Source organism: Marinomonas maritima, from assembly GCF_024435075.2.
Lineage (GTDB): Bacteria > Pseudomonadota > Gammaproteobacteria > Pseudomonadales > Marinomonadaceae > Marinomonas > Marinomonas maritima.
In genome coordinates, this window is record NZ_JAMZEG020000003.1 from 1 (window position 1) to 18025 (window position 18025).

Below are 18025 nucleotides of genomic sequence, written 5' to 3' on the forward strand. Positions count from 1 at the left end.
CACCTAACCGTCGCAGCACTAGTGAGAAAAGGACAACAGTTCCTCATGATAAAGGAATGGCAAGACGGCCAACTCGTCCTAAATCAACCGGCCGGACACATCGAAAATAACGAAAGCGCCATCGACGCCGTGATCAGAGAAACACGCGAAGAATCAGGCTGGCTTGTCAAACCCATTGGCTTACTAGGCATGTACGCTTTCACGCCTTTCAACGGTGCAGACACATATCATCGCCTGTGTTTTTTATGTGAGCCGATAAACGATACCAATGAACCACTCGATGAAAATATTGCCTCTCGCCATTGGTTAACTTATGACGAAATCATGGCTTTACCGCATCGCAGCCCATTAATTAAAACGTGCATTGAAGATTCGTTAAACAACCCCATTATTCCCTTATCCTTCTTGTCAGATCAGCACTTGTCTCCTGTGCCGACCTGTCAAAAATGAAGTACAATGCACAATCCAATTCACTGAGGCTTCGCCTCTTCGTTTTACTAAATTAATAGTCGAGAAAAAACAGGTCATGAAAGAAAGTCTATACCTAACAGATCAACCAGCCAATCACGATAAAAAGGTCATTGTGGGCATGTCTGGTGGCGTCGATTCCTCAGTATCAGCCCTTATACTGATGCAACAGGGTTATCAGGTTGAAGGCCTATTCATGAAGAACTGGGACGAAGACGATGGCACAGAATATTGCACGGCAATAGATGACCTTGCCGACGCTCAAGCCGTATCGGATAAATTGGGTATAAAACTTCATACCGCAAACTTTGCATCAGAATACTGGGACAATGTCTTTGAGCATTTTTTAGAAGAATACAAAGCAGGCAGAACCCCTAATCCAGATATTCTGTGCAACAAAGAAATCAAATTTAAAGCCTTCCTAGAGTACGCTGTGGCACTGAACGCTGATTACATCGCAACGGGGCATTACGTGCGTCGTGGCGAAAAAGACGGCGAACCACTTCTGCTAAAAGGCCTAGACGGCAACAAAGATCAAAGTTATTTTTTATACGCCGTGGGTAAAGATGAAATAGCAAAAACACTCTTTCCGGTTGGAGAATTAGAAAAAACAGAAGTCCGCCGCTTAGCGGAAAAGTTTGGCCTTATCACCCACAATAAAAAAGACAGTACTGGTATTTGCTTTATCGGTGAACGTCGCTTCAAAGATTTCTTAGAACAATATCTACCAGCACAACCTGGTAACATTGAGACACTAGAAGGCGACAAAATCGCTCGCCACCATGGTTTGATGTATCACACAATTGGTCAACGCCAAGGTTTAGGCATTGGCGGTTTGGCTAAATACTCTGATGACCCTTGGTATGTGGTTGAAAAAGACTTAAAACGTAATGTTTTAATTGTTACCCAAGGCGGACAACATGAATCGTTATTTAAAACGCATTTAATTGCCGATAACTTCGATTGGGTTGCCAGAAAGAAACCAACACTTCCACTAACGTGTAAAGCAAAGTGTCGCTATCGTCAGCCAGATCAGGACTGTACGATTAATGAATTAGCCGATGGCCAAATTGAAGTATCTTTTGTCGAACCACAACGCGCCATCACACCAGGCCAATCGGTGGTTTTTTATCTAGACGACCGTTGCCTTGGCGGTGGTATCATCAACGTTGCTTTTAACAAATGATTTACAGAGCCCCTATCACCTTAAGTAATTGAGAGAAAAAGACGTGAGTAGTAGAGAAAAAGAGCAAACCATCGCCCTATCCGCTGTTTTTCAAGCGGCAGAGTTAGTGTCTATTTTGGCAAAAACAGGGCAAGTAGATAACGCCAGCCTACAGCCGATGTTGGACAGTATTTTAATGGTTAATGCCGCCTCTACTGAAGATGTTTATGGAGGCCAATGGGATTGTCAGAGTAATCTAGCCCTAGGAAGAAAAATCTCTCGACAAGCCCTAGGCAAAGAACGCAGCAGTGTTAATCCTGATACACTCAGATACGCCCTTAGCATGATCCATCTTGAACATAAGCTCTCTAAAACACCCGATATGCTGCCAGTTATTGGTCAAAAAATTGCTCAAATCGAGCAAAAGAAAGCACATTACGACAGCGTATTACATGAAAACATGCTCGCTTCGATCTCAGGCATGTACCAAGATACATTGAGCAAACTGTCATTTCGCATTCAAGTACATGGCGACAGTCGGTTCTTACAGCAGCCACAGGTGGCCAATCAAGTTCGAGCCATTTTAATGTCTGGTATTCGAGCCGCGATGTTATGGCGACAACTTGGCGGTAAGCGCTGGCATTTGATATTTAAAAGAAAAGCATTACTGAATGCTTTAGAGTCACGTAATTAGTACTTAAAAGGCCCGTCGGGTCTTTTTTTATGCCTATTGAAATAGAGACTAAAGCATAAAATAAGCTGTCGGGGCAGGGTATCGAATAACTGAAATCAATTTCGAGTATACAATAGAGCCGATATCTCTAGCCGCGTTTTTTAGGTACTATATTGAGCAAATTTTTAACCTGTGAACCCGTTTTCTGTTTAAAAACTAAAATAGAGAATGGCGGCTAAAAGCCATCTTAGATTCAATAGGCTAACTATAAAACAGTCTAAAACGTAAGGGGAACTACATGTCGAAACAAACCATTTACTACACGTTAACCGATGAAGCACCAGCACTTGCTACCGCGTCTTTGCTTCCTATCTTTGGCGCTTTCGCAAAAGAAGCAGACATCGAACTTAAACTGACTGACATTTCTTTGGCAAGCCGTATTATTTCTTCTTTTTCTGACCTATTGCCTGCCGACAAGCAAGCGGAAGATGGTTTGAAATTCTTAGGCGATCTAACCGCCTCTCCTGAAGCAAATATTGTAAAACTGCCTAACATCAGTGCTTCTCTGCCACAACTATATGCAGCCATCAAAGAGCTTAAAACACAAGGCTACGACCTCCCTGACTACCCAGAAAATGCACAAACTGACGCTGAAAAAGACGTACTAGCGCGTTATTCAAAAGTATTGGGCAGTGCGGTAAACCCTGTTCTACGCCAAGGTAACTCTGACCGACGCGCTCCTGCCGCCGTAAAAGGTTTCGCTCGTAAAAACCCTCACTCAATGGGTAAGTGGAGCAAAACATCAACGTCTCACGCCGACTATATGCGCGATGGTGACTTTTACTCTTCTGAACAGTCCGTAACAATGGATTCTGCTCAAACCGTTAAGATTGAATTCGTTGGAAAAGACGGTTCAGTTGAAGTGAAAAAAACACTTCCTCTTCTCGCGGGTGAAATACTAGACAGCATGAACATCAGCTGCGCCAAGCTTCGCGCTTTCTTCGAAGCATCCTTACAAGAAGCGAAAAAAGACAACATCATGTGGTCTGTGCACTTAAAAGCAACCATGATGAAAGTGTCTCACCCAATCGTATTTGGTCACGCTGTCACCGTTTTCTACAAAGACGTTTTCGAAAAATACAGTGAATTGTTTAAAGAAATCGGTGTGAATCCTAACAACGGTCTAGGCAGTGTTTACGATAAGATCCAAACACTACCAGAAGCGAAACAAGAAGAAATCAAACAAGCCATCCAAGCTTGCTACGATACTCGTCCAGAATTGGCCATGGTTGATTCAGACAAAGGCATCACTAACCTACACGTACCAAGTGACGTTATTGTTGATGCCTCTATGCCAGCAATGATTCGTAACTCTGGTAAAATGTGGGGTCGTGACGGTAAAGCACATGACGCTAAAGCCGTTATTCCAGACAGCACTTATGCTCGCATTTACCAAGAAACAATTAATTTCTGTAAAACCAATGGCGCGTTCGACCCAGTCACTATGGGTACCGTTCCAAACGTTGGCCTAATGGCGCAAAAAGCAGAAGAATACGGTTCTCATGATAAAACGTTTGAAATAGCAGCCGCCGGTACGATGCGTATTGTTGATGCGAATGGCAATGTCCTAATGCAGCACGCGGTAGAAAAAGGCGATATCTGGCGCGCATGCCAAACAAAAGACGCTCCAATCCGTGATTGGGTAAAATTGGGCGTTACTCGTGCTCGCCAGTCTGATACACCTGCTGTTTTTTGGTTGGATGAAAATCGTCCTCACGATAACCAGCTTCGCAATAAAGTTGAAACGTATCTAAAAGACCATGATACAAACGGTCTAGACATTCGTATCATGTCTTACAACGAAGCGATCCGTTTCTCTATGGAACGCATCATTCGTGGCGAAGACACTATTTCAGTGACAGGCAACATTCTTCGTGACTACCTAACGGATTTGTTCCCAATCTTGGAATTAGGTACCTCTGCGAAAATGCTCTCTATCGTTCCAATGCTGGAAGGCGGCGGCATGTATGAAACAGGCGCTGGTGGTTCTGCTCCTAAGCACGTTCAACAGCTGATGGAGGAAAACCATCTTCGTTGGGATTCACTGGGTGAATTTTTGGCCGTGGCGGTGTCTTTCGAAGAACTTGGTATCAAGCACAACAACGAGAAAGCCATTATTCTTGCTAAGTGCCTAGACAAAGCAACCGGCAAGTTATTAGACACCAACAAGTCGCCTTCTCGTAAATCGGGCGAAATTGATAACCGTGGTAGCCATTTCTACTTAGCGCTGTACTGGGCTCAAGAACTGGCAACTCAAACAGAGAATGCTGAGCTTGCTACTAAATTTTCACCTTTGGCAAAAGCGTTAGCGGCGAAAGAAACAACCATCGTTGCTGAACTGGCTGCAGTACAAGGCAAGCCTGCTGGTTTATCTGGTTATTACCATATTAACCTTGAAGAAGTGACTAAGATCATGCGCCCAAGTGACACCTTCAACCAAGCATTAGCGTCTCTATAAATTAAAAAGACCTTTGTAAAGCTAAGCCCGGACGCCCTTTAGATATTTATTATTTAATGGGCATCTGGGCTTTTTTATGTCAATACATCCCCCTAATCCCTGTATTACCTCCTCCCTTTTGCCTATAATAGCCGCTCCCTGAAAACCATGTTCGAGGCGTTATCTCAATGGAACTAACTAGCTTAAATGCAATTTCCCCTATCGACGGTCGTTACGGATCGAAAACGGACGTATTACGTCGCTCTGTGAGCGAATACGGTTTGCTACGTATGCGGGTTATAGTCGAAGTTCGCTGGCTACAGGCGCTTGCTAAGCACCCACAAATCATCGAAGTTCCAACATTGAGCAATGAAGCGAGCGCTTTCTTGGATCAATTGGCAGACAACTTTAATGAAGCCGATGCTCAAGCCATTAAAGACATTGAGAAAACCACCAATCACGATGTCAAAGCCGTTGAATATTTTATTAAAAACAAAATGGCTGACAACGCAGAATTGGCGACCGTCTCTGAATTTGTACACTTTGCTTGTACGTCAGAAGACATCAACAACCTATCTCACGGGTTAATGCTTCGTGAAGCGCTGGAAGAAGGCATTGTTCCAGAACTGAAAAATGTTATTACCGCTATTCAAGACCTTGCGATTGAGCACGCGGAACAACCTATGTTGTCTCGCACACACGGACAAACCGCCTCTCCTTCAACGGTAGGTAAAGAAATGGCCAATGTGGCAGCTCGCCTTAGTCGCCAGCTGACACAAATTGAAAAAATTGAATTTTTAGGCAAAATAAACGGCGCTGTTGGTAACTATAACGCTCACCTTTCTGCTTATCCGGACGTCGATTGGCAAGCTCACGCCGAAGCGTTTGTGACGTCTCTTGGTTTGACTTGGAACCCATACACAACTCAAATAGAGCCACACGATTACATCGCTGAACTATTCGATGCTATGTGTCGTTTCAACACCATTCTTCTCGATTTCGACCGAGATGTTTGGGGCTATATTTCTATGGGCTTTTTCAAACAGAAAACGATTGCAGGTGAAATTGGCTCATCAACTATGCCACACAAAGTTAACCCAATCGACTTTGAAAACTCCGAAGGTAACTTGGGTATTGCGAACGCTATCATGGGTCACTTAAGCGCAAAGTTGCCAATTTCTCGCTGGCAGCGTGACTTAACGGATTCGACTGTATTGCGTAATCTAGGTGTTGGTTTGGCACACAGTTTAATTGCTTATCAATCCACACTAAAAGGCATCAGCAAACTTGAAATCAACGCACCTCGTCTAAACGCAGACTTAGACGCTGCATGGGAAGTGCTGGCTGAGCCAATTCAAACCGTGATGCGTCGCTACGGTATTGAATCGCCTTACGAGAAACTAAAAGAGTTAACTCGTGGCCGCACAATCGACCAAGCAACTATCGAAGCCTTCGTTGAGACGCTAGACATGCCAGAACAAGCAAAAGCAGAACTAAAAGCATTAACACCAGGTACTTATATTGGTAATGCTGTTGCTCAAGCGAAAGCTATCCGCAACTAAGTTTAGCTTTTAAGAAAACACAAAAAAGAGCCGATTTATCGGCTCTTTTTTGTCTTTGTATTCCAACTGATTTTTTATTTTCGTGAGCCACCTATGACAGATCTAACAACGCCTTTAACGATTCTTGGCGGTATGACAGCACACACCTTTTTGAATGAATACTGGCAAAAAAAACCACTGCTCATTCGTGCTGGTCTGGTAGATTTTCACGTGCCATTGGAAGCCGATGAACTGGCAGGCATGGCGATGGAAGAAGAAGTAGAGTCACGTATTGTTATCGAAAATGGAAAAACACCATGGGAAACACAGCAAGGCCCCTTCGATGAAAGTACTTTTTCCTCTCTGCCTGAAAAAGAGTGGACGCTACTGGTTCAAGCAGTCGATCATTGGGTTCCTGAAATCCAGACACTAAAAGAACAATTTCAATTTCTACCAAGTTGGCGTTTAGACGATGTAATGGTCAGCTACGCAACCGAAGGCGGCAGTGTTGGCCCTCATTATGATCAATACGATGTTTTCTTAGCACAAGTGGCTGGAAAGCGCCGCTGGCAAGTACTCACTCCGAAAGAGTACCAAGATTCTGCTATTTCAGATATTTCCTTACATATTTTAGATAATTTCAACGCCAATCCAGACATGGACTGGGAGCTTGAAGCAGGCGATATTTTATATTTGCCGCCTAATTTTGCCCACAATGGCCGCGCTATGGACGATGATTGCATGACTTACTCTATCGGTTTCCGTGCGCCTAGCTTGCAAGATGCATTAACGGGTGTCCGTGATAAGTTATGCGAAACAGTCAATGTAAAAGATCGTTTCGCGGCACCAGAAACTGGCAAACGTGAGCATAACGCGCAAATTCATTCAGACGATATTGCTTATTTACAGGCAGAGCTTACTCGCTTAATCAATCAGCCAGACCTATTGGCAAACTGGTTAGGTGAAACCATGAGCGAAAGCAAATACCCTGAGTATTTGGTGCCGTTGAATGGAAAAGAACTAAATGAAGCGTTTGAAAGTGCCACACAAGGGCAAACCTTTATTCGCCCTGGCGATGCTCGAATTTGTTACTATCTATCAACCAATGACAATACCATGTGCGTTTTTTGTAATGGCGAGAATTTAGAAGTCAGCAATGAATTAGCCCCTTTCGTTCAAGCTATTACAGATCAAATTGAGTTTGATTTTTCAGGGTTGGATTTGAATCAAAATAAAGATTTAGAGCCTCTCGTGCGATTCCTAATTCGTCAACAAGGCATCATTGAACTTGTCGCGTCAGAAGAATAAGAGGACAACATGAAAGCATTAACATCAGACTGGAACAGCAGCACAGACCAGATCACCTTCGTGCGCAAGCAAGTCTTTATTATTGAGCAAGGTATAGACCCTAAAGACGAATGGGACGAGCATGATAAAGAAGCCGTCCACTTTGTCTCTTTCGGGACGACTGCTGTCCCGACAGGAACCTGTCGACTAACGGAAGATGGTCAAATCGGACGATTGGCTGTTTTGCCAGCTTATCGTCATCAAGGCTACGGTGAAATGCTACTAAACCGAGCGGTTAAAGTGGCCAGAGAAATGGGCATTCGAACGGTATTTTTACATGCTCAGGTGGATGTACAAACTTTTTATGAAAAACAAAATTTCCGAACGGATGGAAAGGTCTTTCTAGAAGCCGGAAAAATGCACATACGTATGGCAAGAGAGATTTAGCGTCTTTTCTACTTTTTCGACGTATAAAAAAACGAGCAACCCGTTTAAGATTGCTCGTTTTTTTTGTGTTTAAAAACTACTTAAACAACCGCGATCAACTCAACATCAAACTGAAGAACAGAATGAGGTTGGATCATTGCACCAGCACCTTGAGCACCGTATGCCAATTCAGCAGGGATCGTAAGACGGTGTTTCGCGCCTTCTTTCATCAACTGAAGACCTTCAGTCCAACCAGCAATAACACCAGTTAGTGGAAATTCAATGGGTTCGCCACGGGCGATTGAGCTGTCAAATACTTGACCATCAAGCAAACGACCTTCGTAATGAACACGAACGGTTGCTTCACGGCTAGGTGTCGCACCAGTACCTTCTTCAAGCACTTCAAACTGCAAGCCACTTTCCGTTGTTTGAACACCAGGTTTTGCTTTGTTTTCTGCAAGAAAGGCTTCGCCCTCTTTAACAGTGCCTTCAGACGCTGCACGGCTTTTTTCTTCCATTTTTTGCTGAAGCTCAGCAAAAGCTGCTTCTAGCTGTTCGCCGGGAACGCGCATCTCAGCTTGATTCAAAGAATCTTCAATCGCTGCAAAAAGATGTGTTAGAGATAACTCACCAAGATCACTACCGCGTAGTTGATCGCCAATTTGACGACCAATGCCGTATGCGATTTTTGCTTCATTCGAGTCGAAAGACAGTTCTGACATGATTACACTCTCTTATTCATTGCCTATAAAATTGAGCGCGTATTATAACATAGCCAGAATCTCAGAAGATATTCCGCACCTTAAATCTTCCCTATCCAAACTTTATCTATATAACCCCATAGATTTATTAAATGATATTCATTATCATCTATTGGATAGTTATTCACTTTGGAGCGCATGATGAAAACGAAAACTTTTGTTCCGTCCATCAAGAGGTACAACACTAAAAAAACAATCGATTATTGGGGGATACTTTTTGTTGGCTTTATCTTTGTATCTTCCATTGGCTGTTTTTTATTCGCTAATAACGTTGATCGACAGCTCTCTCACAACTTATCAGATGTGATGAAAAAGCCAAGCAGTATGATGATTGACATAGATCAGAAAAGAAAAAGCTAAAAGGAATAAGCTATCAGCACATAAACAAAGGACTTTGCCATGCTACCTAAAATAAACACGATTATTTACGCCTGCGATTTAGAAAACCAAACTCAAGCAGCCATGGAGCTTGTGCTGAATTTAGCCAATTTACACAAAGCAAAAATAATATTAATGCATGTAATGGAACCGCTAAATGCTCAAGCGTCCAACATGATCAATAACTATATTTCAGAAGAAGTAATCGTTTCTATGCGAAAAGAGGCGCAAAAAGACATTCATAACCGTATGGAACAAATGCTGAGCAATTATATGCAACAACATGTGGAAGAACTTTCCACTTTAGAATATCCACCTGAGACACTCATCACCAGCGGCGCACCTTCAGACTGTATTCAACAGATAGCAAAAGCTCAGAATGCCGACTTGATTGTTATGAACAGCAGAACACACAGTCGATTAGGGCAAATGATTCTCGGCTCTACGGCCAATAAAGTCATACACAACAGCACCATTCCTGTGCTAGTTGTACCTATAAAATAGCCACTTACTCTAGCCACGCTCCTCGCTCTTAGATACACTTACTGTATATATAACCAGTAAGTGTATTTATGATTCTTTATATTGCAGAGAAACCCAGCCTTGCACGTGCTATTGCAGCTGCCCTACCGTCACCTCAGAAAAAAGAAGAAGGCTGTATTTGGCTGCCAAATGGGGACTGCGTCAGTTGGTGCATAGGTCACTTACTCGAACAAGCAGAACCTCATCAATACAACCCCGCTTTTAAAGTCTGGAATATAGATCACTTACCTATTATCCCAACAGAATGGCAGTGGCAAGAAAAAACCAATACCAAAAAGCAACTTGGCATTCTGAAGAAACTCATCAAAAAAGCGACACACCTTGTTCATGCTGGCGATCCAGACAGAGAAGGACAACTTTTAGTCGACGAAGTCCTTCACTACACCAAGGTTCCAGCACAAAAGTTAAAAAGCACACAGCGCCTTTTGATCAATGACTTAACGCCCTCCGCTGTCAAAAAATCGTTATCAAACTTACGTTTAAACAGTGAATTCTCGGCCTTATCTCGGTCGGCACTTGGTCGTGCTCGTGCAGATTGGTTGTTTGGCTTGAACCTAACGCGCGCTTACACCATTAAAGGACGCCAAGCGGGTTATCAGGGCGTTTTATCGATAGGGCGAGTACAAACCCCGGTATTAGGGCTTGTTGCTGCCAGGGACAAAGAAAGAGAAGCCTTTGTTCCAAAGGATTTTTATCAGGTATGGGCAAATGTACAAACGCATCAAGGCGTTGAGTTCCAAGCAAAATGGCTGCCAAGCGAGTCTTGCCAACCCTATATGGATGAAGAAAACCGAGTGCTGAGCTTACCGCTTGCACAAAATGTTGCCAATCGTATTACGAATAAACCCGCTCTCGTTGTGGACGCTAACTACAAGCAAAAAAAGCAGCCAGCACCATTACCCTACAGTTTGTCGGCACTTCAAATTGATGCAGCCAAAGCCTTCTCCCTTTCTGCTCAGCAAGTATTAGATATTTGCCAAACACTTTATGAACGTCATCAGATGATCACGTATCCACGATCTGATTGCCGTTATTTACCGACCCAACAACACAAAGACGCACCTGCGATCATTGCAGCACTCATTCGCTCGGGCGGTGAAATACAACAAGGTGCTGAAAGCGCCGACGCATCGAAAAAAAACAAAGTGTGGAATGACAAACAAGTCACGGCCCACCATGCCATCATCCCAACGACGCAAGCACACAAAGCCGCGTCATTATCTAAAACCGAAACCTTGGTATTTAACCTAATTGCCCGACAATATTTAATGCAGTTTTACCCAGAATACGATTACCTCGCGTCTTATATTAAATTGGAAATCGAAGGCGGCCACTTTGAAGCAAAAGGTAATACGCCTATCTCACTCGGTTGGAAAGCTCTTTTACCCAACAAAGCAAAAAGCCAAGATTCAGACGAAGAAAACCAAAGCATCTTACCAAAGCTAAAAAAAGCAGATACATTATGGTGTACAAAAGGGCAAGTTCAAGAAAAAATCACCACCCCACCCGCTGCTTTTACGGATGCAACCTTGCTAGCGGCTATGACGGGGATTAGCCGCTTTGTCACCAATAAAGACATTCGCGCGATTCTAAAAGAAACCGATGGTCTAGGCACTGAAGCCACACGCGCCAGTATTATAGAGCTTCTTTTCAAGAGGAATTTTCTAATGAGGCAAGGCAAACAAATTCACGCCAGCCAAACAGGTCGTGCTTTTATTGATTGTTTACCAGAGCAATTAGTCACTCCCGATATGACAGCTCAATGGGAATCTACTCTTAACGGCATCAGTCTTGGCGAAGCCAGTTATCAAGACTTTATGACGAACTTAGAAGGGAATTTAAATCAGCTACTGAACGCTTCTCGGGATATGCCAACCTCAGCATTACAAAACCTACCATCACCGAAAAATCCGTTTACCAAACGAAAAAGCTCAACCAGTAAAAAATCAACAGGTACGCGCAAAGCTACCAATGCAAAATCCACAACCTCAAACGCAAGAAGACGCCCAAAAGCGTCTTCTTGATAAAAGTAGTCTTCTCAATAAAGCTTAATCAACGCATTAACCAACGGCTAGCCAAACGCCAACACCAATCATTAATGAGCCCGCAATACGATTCATAATTCTTACATTACCACTTTGCATTAGAATCGATTTAAGTGTTCTGCCACCCGCCGCATAAATAAGTAAGCACGTCAGCTCAAGCGTTAGAATAATCGTAATCAGCACAGCTAACTGACTTGTAAGAGGCTGACTGGCATCTAAAAAAGGCGGTAATAACGCAACAAAAAATGCCCAGCCTTTAGGGTTTGCTATTGCAGTTACAAAGCCTTGCGATATTAGGTCAATTCGTGAGGCGGGTTTGGTGTCATTAGCATCCGCTTTAATGGCCATTTTACCTTTAGATAACCACATTTGAAGACCAACAAAAGCAAGATAAGCACCTCCGATGTATTTCAGTACGATAAATACATTAGGATAATTCAATAATAATGCCGCCACTCCAATCGCTGACAAAATAGCCACGGTTGCAACACCTACAAGCTCACCTAGCATCATCCAAAGCGCACGTTTTACACCAATTGTCATACCCAATGTCATCGCCAATGTCATGCACATACCTGGAGTAATAGACACAAAAAAGAACGTCGGTATAAATGCAGAAAGAAGTGCGAGATTCACAAAGAAATCCTTACTAAAATGAGGTTAAATTGGAAAGAAAACGGTGTAATCTGTGGGAGCTAGCAAGAGCCAGACTCTTATTAAAATAGCAAAATCATCATGGTAGAAGCTGAATATAATTAAAAGCGTTTTTTTGTCTGAAACGTAGAATCTTCTATAAATTTACTCCATTCATCATCTAACTCCTCTTCGCCTTCACTTTCCATGCTTTTACTCATTTCTTCTTCGGCTTTTTGTAAAGCAAGATCGTCTTGAATTTCTTGAAGCAGATCTTTGATTTTAAGAATGACTGGTTGAGCCTCAAGCGATTCTTTGATCGGTGCTAATTGAGATAAAGCCTCTTTATACATATCAACAGCCGTCTCCATTTGACCACTCAAAAATGCCTTACGAGCAAGATATGAATGATAATCCGCATTAATTTTATAATGATAAAAGTTTAATAATTTGCCATATCGATGAGCAATATCCGAATTGATAGACTTTTCTTTTTGAGACAACACTAAAAACGATTTAAAAGATTCAAACAAGCGCTTTACTTCAAGTATCAGAAGCTCATCATTCATCGGCTTAGCGCGCCTTTTCTGCTTACTCGCTTGAAACTCAGACATTTCTTCCGCTAAATGACCACGACGACGAGTCAGTGTGGCATCCGGCTGAAGCTCCAATAACTGATCGTATATGATAATCATGCGAGAGAATAACCACAACCTCATGTCTTTGGGCTGATATTGAGGTGGCATATCATCGAGATACCGACGTACTTGACGCAATTGATTATTAAGCAATGCTACTTTACGCAATTTCTCCAATCGTGCCTGCTCTTTTAACTGAAGAAAAATTGCAAAGGCAATAAATCCACCGATCACGAGCAAAAGTACAGTAATGGTTACAGCTGTCATATGATACGTAGTTTACCTTAGTAAGGTTTATAGCAGGACAACATCCTATTCTGCTTCTAAAGGTTAATGCAATAAAACTCGCCAACTTACTTCAACTCAGATTCCGTTTTATCTCTTTTTGAAAATAAAACCTTTTCAACATCCTGTATCATGTTTTGTAGGCGCACTATCTCTCTTTTCGAGCTACTCACGGAACGGTTCTTTTCTATTGAGGACAAAGCAATTCGATATTTTTCTAATGCCAGCCCTTTTTTATCATTTTCTAAATCCAGTCCAGCCTGTTTTACCAGTAAATCACGATAAGCTAATGCATGAGCATATCTAACTAAAACAATATGGTGCTTTACTATCACTCGACTGACGACACGATTTTCTGGAATATTCCTCATTTCTCTAAGAATGTACTGAAGCGCATCACAAACTTGATCAAATTGCTCTTGGCTCCCTACACGATCCCTAGTCACTTGTTGTCGTCCTGACTTTAATTCAGTCAAACAATCTACTAAAAAACCCTGTTTTGACACAAACTTTGACTGATAATTAGCATTTTTTAGCTGTCCAATCACATAAAGTAAATATTCCAAGAAAAAAACGTTGGTCTCTTTCGTTAGATAGCGATCGGATATCATCTCTAAAGAGTAAAGCAATCGTTCACTTCGACTCGATAAACGAGAAAGTAGTCTTTCCCTTAGCGCTTTTCGATGTTTTTTCCATCGGAAAAAAGCAGGAAGCAAGCAGCACAAAACCAATAAAACAACTAAAGCTAAAACAAACATATTTGATTTCACTACTTAACAACCGTCTAACACTGACTTTCTTTAAAAACAAATAAGTAACATACTTTTATATAACACTGACGACGCTATGAATACAAAAAAAGACCAGAGAATCTGATCTTTTTTTGTATATCGCTTAACTTATTTATCGAGCGATCGAAAATCCAAGTAACATATAAAAAATCATAGCGGCCAGTAAAGCGGAAGCAGGAACAGTAATTACCCACGCTGCTGCAATACGTAATAGAGCAGAACGTTTAACTAATTCTTTCTTCGTGGCTTTCTTCAACCCTTTACGCTCTGAAGAAGAAATAGGTGAAGACGATTGCGCTGCTTTCAACTCTTTCAAAATGCTGCGCTTCTCTTCTACATCGGCTAACTTGAACCTTTTAACAAACTCTTGAGTCTGCTGTCCATTAAGACCCGCTGACTCAGAATGAGAAGTAATCGCTGCCAACTTCTTCTCGTAAGACAGTTTTAAATACTCACGTAAAAAGCCTACGCCAAAAATACCACCAACAGCAATATGCGTAGAACTCACAGGTAAACCAAGCTGAGACGCAATAATAACGGTAATAGCGGCGGCCATGGCAACACAAAATGCTCGAGTTTTGTCTAACTCTGTAATTTCAGACCCGACCGTCTTAATCAGCTTAGGGCCAAACAAAGCAAGACCGACTGCAATACCCAACCCCCCCACTACCATGATCCAAAGAGGGATAGACGCCTTACTAGACACAGCCCCTGTCATCAAAGCGTCGTTAATCGCTGCAAGAGGTCCGATGGCATTGGCCACATCATTCGCACCATGCGCAAAACTTAACAACGCCGCAGACACAATAAGAGGAAGGGTGAACAAACTATTCACCGCATCTTTGTTATTTTCCAACGACGACGCGGCTTTTTCTACCATAGGTCGAACAATGAAATAAACAGTCAATGCAATCGCAAGCGCAATAAGACCCGCAGTAACAAAATCTAATTGCCAAATTTTCTTCAAACCTTTCAGAATCAGGTAAGTAGAAAACGCCCAAACCATGAATGCAACAAGCAAAGGAACAACTTTCTTGGCCGATTCAATCATGTCACTTTTGTAGGTAACTGAACGTTTGATGTACATCAAAAACAAAGCCGCAATGACGCCACCCAACACAGGCGAGATAACCCAACTTGCAACAATAGCAATCAATTTATCCCAGTTCGCAATATCCAAACCACCCGCAGCAATACCAGCACCTAAAACACCACCAACAATAGAGTGTGTTGTCGAAACCGGTGCGCCGAGATATGTGGCTAAATTAAGCCAAATTGCACCCGCAAGTAAAGCCGCCATCATGACCCATATAAAGGTTTCAGTATCGCCTATTGAGTTCGGGTTTATAATACCGTTCTTAATGGTTCCAACAACCGTACCACCAGCAATCAAAGCACCAGCCGCTTCAAAAATAGCTGCAATTAAAATTGCACCTGTCATAGACAACGCTTTAGACCCTACCGCTGGCCCCACATTATTGGCGACATCATTGGCACCAATATTTACCGCCATGTAAGCGCCTATTGCCGCTGCTATGGCTAAAATGGACAGATTAGAAACCCCCACACCATTAGATGATGCATAAAAACCGGCGGCTAACACAAACGCTAAAGCGATTAATACACGAACAAACTCATGTCCACTCAATAAAGTGGATTCTTCTTTCGGGCTATTTGTAAGATCCATACGGGCTCTTCTTTCTATAATTAATCTATACCAAACCGTTGTTAGTTAAGGGGACTCGACATTAACAACGCCATGCTGATCCTAGCATCTCAAATTAATTCGGCTCTCAATTCATCCCGTTACATTTTGATAAAATGTAAATTTCGCGTCATTCTACACTGCGAGTCTTTAGATAAAAACCCCTAAAATCATTGATAGCGACGACTCAAAAAAGAACAAAAAAAGTGCCTTAACAAGGCACTGAATAGAAATATACTACAGAAATATGACGGTTTTGTTACAGTTTAAATATCCAAACAACACACTATTAACATAGAGCAATAAATACAGAATAATTAACACTCAATCACATTAACCGCTAGTCCACCGCGCGATGTTTCTTTGTATTTATCATTCATATCTCGTCCTGTATCGCGCATAGTACGAATCACCTTATCTAGAGAAACGTAGTGCGTTCCATCTCCCCGAAGCGCCATACTGGCAGAGTTAATGGCTTTCATGGACCCCATGGCATTACGTTCAATACAAGGTACCTGCACTAACCCTCCAATAGGGTCACACGTTAATCCTAAATTATGCTCCATACCAATTTCTGCGGCATTTTCTATTTGCTCAGGAGAGCCCCCTGTAGCGGCTGCCAAACCAGCCGCCGCCATAGCGCAAGCCGATCCGACCTCCCCCTGACAACCAACTTCAGCACCAGAAATAGAGGCATTCTCTTTAAACAAAAATCCAATAGCCGCGGCCGTAAGGAAGAAATCAATAATTCCCTCTTCGCTAGAACGAGGACAAAACTCCCAGTAATAATGTAAAACTGCAGGAATAATACCTGCTGCGCCATTTGTGGGAGCGGTTACCACTCGACCACCGGCGGCATTTTCTTCATTTACCGCCAAAGCATAAAGATTCACCCAGTCCATTGCTCCTAGTGACGGTGTAATCATATCCATACGCGTTTTACTGGTTAAATCCCTATACAAACTTGCTGCTCTTCGCTTTACCTTCAGACCACCAGGTAAAATACCTTCATTGCGAATTCCTTGCTGTACACAGGCTTTCATTGCAGACCAGATTGAAAGAATTCCCTGTTTAATCTCTTCCTCTGTTCTCCAATATTTTTCATTTTCCATCATAATCTGCGCAATGCTCTTGTCTTGTGTTCGGCAAAGCTGAATGAGCGTTTCGGCATCATGAAAAACATGAGGGAGTTCAGTAGTATCTTCAACTAACGCCACATTCCCATGTTCATCTTCTTGGACAATAAAACCACCACCAACAGAATAAAATGTCGCTTGATGAATAGCTTGACCGTCAACATCAAAAGCCACTAGAACCATACCATTCGCATGAAAATCCAAGCGATCAATACGGTGATAAATAATGTCTGTGGCAACATCAATATTGATAGTTTGTTGAGCTAATAGATTCAGCTGCGACAGACTCTCTATTTGCTTAACGCGCTCACTCACACCGCTTGGATCAATGGACTCTGGCAGTTCATCTTCAAGCCCCATTAATACAGCCGTTCCAGTGCCATGGCCTTTGCCTGTGGCACCAAGCGAACCATATAGATCCACTTTTAAGCGAGTTACTTTCGATAATAAATGTCGATCTTGTAATTGGTGAGCAAATTGATTTGCTGCCACCATAGGGCCAACAGTATGAGAACTTGACGGTCCAATGCCCACTTTAAACAGATCAAATAAACTGATTGCCATAACCTTTTCCTCTGTCATCAGGCTTTCACCCGTACGACGATCAAAATACAAAAATACGATAGTACTAACAAACGAAATTATCACTTAAGAGATAAAGTTTCCAATCGGAAACAAGTATTTTTCATAATATTGAAGCATTAATACAAAATTAGGCAGCTTTATGGCGCGATAAGATAAATACACAAGCAACGTAAGAATCAAATAGAAACTTAAAATGACTAAAATCAGACATCCACAAAGGCTTCGCAACTAAACTTCTGCATCTCTTTTTAAAGAATAAAAATAGCCTATCTTTAAAGCTTAGCCTATTACCGTTGTCAGCTGAGGAGCGTCACTATGAAAAATTACACTTATCTATTTAGCGTGACCGCTGCATTACTTTTATTAAGCTTGAGCTCATCGACTCATGCAGAAGGGATTGATGCGGTAGTGAATGAAATTTTCGGCAATGTAATGGGCTGATTTATTTGTCTCATCTTTGCTCCTCTT

At 42.3% G+C, this 18025-nt stretch carries 16 protein-coding genes; 10 read left to right on the forward strand and 6 right to left on the reverse strand.

Translation table 11 applies throughout. From position 1 onward, the window contains the following. The 7 genes from M3I01_RS12070 to M3I01_RS12100 form a co-directional block, all read left to right on the forward strand. A partial coding sequence (locus tag M3I01_RS12070) for an NUDIX hydrolase (protein ID WP_255896142.1) occupies positions 1-450 on the forward strand: 450 nt, incomplete at its 5' end. Between the two features lie 76 nt (positions 451-526). Beyond that, positions 527-1654: a tRNA 2-thiouridine(34) synthase MnmA gene (mnmA, locus tag M3I01_RS12075; RefSeq protein WP_255896143.1), complete on the forward strand. Its 1128-nt coding sequence runs from the start codon at positions 527-529 to the stop codon at positions 1652-1654. A gap of 43 nt (positions 1655-1697) precedes the next feature. Beyond that, entirely contained in the window at positions 1698-2327 is a 630-nt protein-coding gene (gene hflD / locus M3I01_RS12080; protein WP_255896144.1) for a high frequency lysogenization protein HflD, read from the forward strand. Positions 2328-2604: 277 nt separating this feature from the next. Beyond that, positions 2605-4824, forward strand: a complete 2220-nt coding sequence (locus tag M3I01_RS12085) for an NADP-dependent isocitrate dehydrogenase (RefSeq protein WP_255896145.1) — start codon at positions 2605-2607, stop codon at positions 4822-4824. Positions 4825-4991: 167 nt separating this feature from the next. Beyond that, entirely contained in the window at positions 4992-6365 is a 1374-nt protein-coding gene (gene purB, locus M3I01_RS12090) for an adenylosuccinate lyase (protein WP_255896146.1), read from the forward strand. 93 nt (positions 6366-6458) lie between these two features. Continuing rightward, positions 6459-7652: a cupin domain-containing protein gene (locus M3I01_RS12095; protein ID WP_255896147.1), complete on the forward strand. Its 1194-nt coding sequence runs from the start codon at positions 6459-6461 to the stop codon at positions 7650-7652. Between the two features lie 9 nt (positions 7653-7661). After that, entirely contained in the window at positions 7662-8078 is a 417-nt protein-coding gene (locus tag M3I01_RS12100) for a GNAT family N-acetyltransferase (RefSeq protein WP_255896148.1), read from the forward strand. Between the two features lie 80 nt (positions 8079-8158). On the opposite strand, the gene M3I01_RS12105 is transcribed toward M3I01_RS12100, so the two are convergent. After that, complete coding sequence (locus tag M3I01_RS12105; RefSeq protein ID WP_275565099.1) at positions 8159-8779, reverse strand: FKBP-type peptidyl-prolyl cis-trans isomerase; 621 nt, start codon at positions 8777-8779, stop codon at positions 8159-8161. Positions 8780-9217: 438 nt separating this feature from the next. Here M3I01_RS12105 and M3I01_RS12110 point away from each other — a divergent pair, with 438 nt between their 5' ends. After that, positions 9218-9700 (forward strand): universal stress protein, encoded by a 483-nt coding sequence (locus tag M3I01_RS12110; RefSeq protein WP_255896149.1) that lies wholly within the window; start codon positions 9218-9220, stop codon positions 9698-9700. A 68-nt stretch (positions 9701-9768) separates the two neighbouring features. Next, a complete protein-coding gene (locus M3I01_RS12115) occupies positions 9769-11763 on the forward strand; it encodes a DNA topoisomerase III (protein WP_275565100.1) in 1995 nt (664 codons plus the stop codon). A gap of 36 nt (positions 11764-11799) precedes the next feature. Here the strand turns inward: M3I01_RS12115 and M3I01_RS12120 are convergent, their stop codons facing one another. The 5 genes from M3I01_RS12120 to M3I01_RS12140 form a co-directional block, all read right to left on the reverse strand. Further along, on the reverse strand, positions 11800-12420 hold the full coding sequence (locus tag M3I01_RS12120) for a LysE family translocator (protein WP_255896151.1): 621 nt from the start codon (positions 12418-12420) through the stop codon (positions 11800-11802). A gap of 119 nt (positions 12421-12539) precedes the next feature. Next, a complete protein-coding gene (locus tag M3I01_RS12125) occupies positions 12540-13322 on the reverse strand; it encodes a hypothetical protein (RefSeq protein ID WP_255896152.1) in 783 nt (260 codons plus the stop codon). 86 nt (positions 13323-13408) lie between these two features. Next, a complete protein-coding gene (locus M3I01_RS12130; RefSeq protein ID WP_255896153.1) occupies positions 13409-14110 on the reverse strand; it encodes a hypothetical protein in 702 nt (233 codons plus the stop codon). Between the two features lie 133 nt (positions 14111-14243). After that, on the reverse strand, positions 14244-15818 hold the full coding sequence (locus tag M3I01_RS12135; RefSeq protein WP_255896154.1) for an inorganic phosphate transporter: 1575 nt from the start codon (positions 15816-15818) through the stop codon (positions 14244-14246). A 335-nt stretch (positions 15819-16153) separates the two neighbouring features. After that, positions 16154-17536 (reverse strand): L-serine ammonia-lyase, encoded by a 1383-nt coding sequence (locus M3I01_RS12140; protein WP_255896155.1) that lies wholly within the window; start codon positions 17534-17536, stop codon positions 16154-16156. Positions 17537-17872: 336 nt separating this feature from the next. Here M3I01_RS12140 and M3I01_RS12145 point away from each other — a divergent pair, with 336 nt between their 5' ends. Further along, a complete protein-coding gene (locus tag M3I01_RS12145; RefSeq protein ID WP_255896156.1) occupies positions 17873-17998 on the forward strand; it encodes a hypothetical protein in 126 nt (41 codons plus the stop codon). Positions 17999-18025: the final 27 nt, after the last annotated feature.

Excerpts from the sequence above, each read along its gene's own strand:
- mnmA (WP_255896143.1), top strand. The coding sequence starts at position 527 with ATGAAAGAAAGTCTATACCTAACAGATCAACCAGCCAATCACGATAAA.
- M3I01_RS12085 (WP_255896145.1), top strand. The coding sequence starts at position 2,605 with ATGTCGAAACAAACCATTTACTACACGTTAACCGATGAAGCACCAGCA.
- purB (WP_255896146.1), top strand. The coding sequence starts at position 4,992 with ATGGAACTAACTAGCTTAAATGCAATTTCCCCTATCGACGGTCGTTAC.
- M3I01_RS12095 (WP_255896147.1), top strand. The coding sequence starts at position 6,459 with ATGACAGATCTAACAACGCCTTTAACGATTCTTGGCGGTATGACAGCA.
- M3I01_RS12100 (WP_255896148.1), top strand. The coding sequence starts at position 7,662 with ATGAAAGCATTAACATCAGACTGGAACAGCAGCACAGACCAGATCACC.
- M3I01_RS12105 (WP_275565099.1), bottom strand. The coding sequence starts at position 8,779 with ATGTCAGAACTGTCTTTCGACTCGAATGAAGCAAAAATCGCATACGGC.
- M3I01_RS12110 (WP_255896149.1), top strand. The coding sequence starts at position 9,218 with ATGCTACCTAAAATAAACACGATTATTTACGCCTGCGATTTAGAAAAC.
- M3I01_RS12115 (WP_275565100.1), top strand. The coding sequence starts at position 9,769 with ATGATTCTTTATATTGCAGAGAAACCCAGCCTTGCACGTGCTATTGCA.
- M3I01_RS12125 (WP_255896152.1), bottom strand. The coding sequence starts at position 13,322 with ATGACAGCTGTAACCATTACTGTACTTTTGCTCGTGATCGGTGGATTT.
- M3I01_RS12135 (WP_255896154.1), bottom strand. The coding sequence starts at position 15,818 with ATGGATCTTACAAATAGCCCGAAAGAAGAATCCACTTTATTGAGTGGA.
- M3I01_RS12140 (WP_255896155.1), bottom strand. The coding sequence starts at position 17,536 with ATGGCAATCAGTTTATTTGATCTGTTTAAAGTGGGCATTGGACCGTCA.
- M3I01_RS12145 (WP_255896156.1), top strand. The coding sequence starts at position 17,873 with ATGAAAAATTACACTTATCTATTTAGCGTGACCGCTGCATTACTTTTA.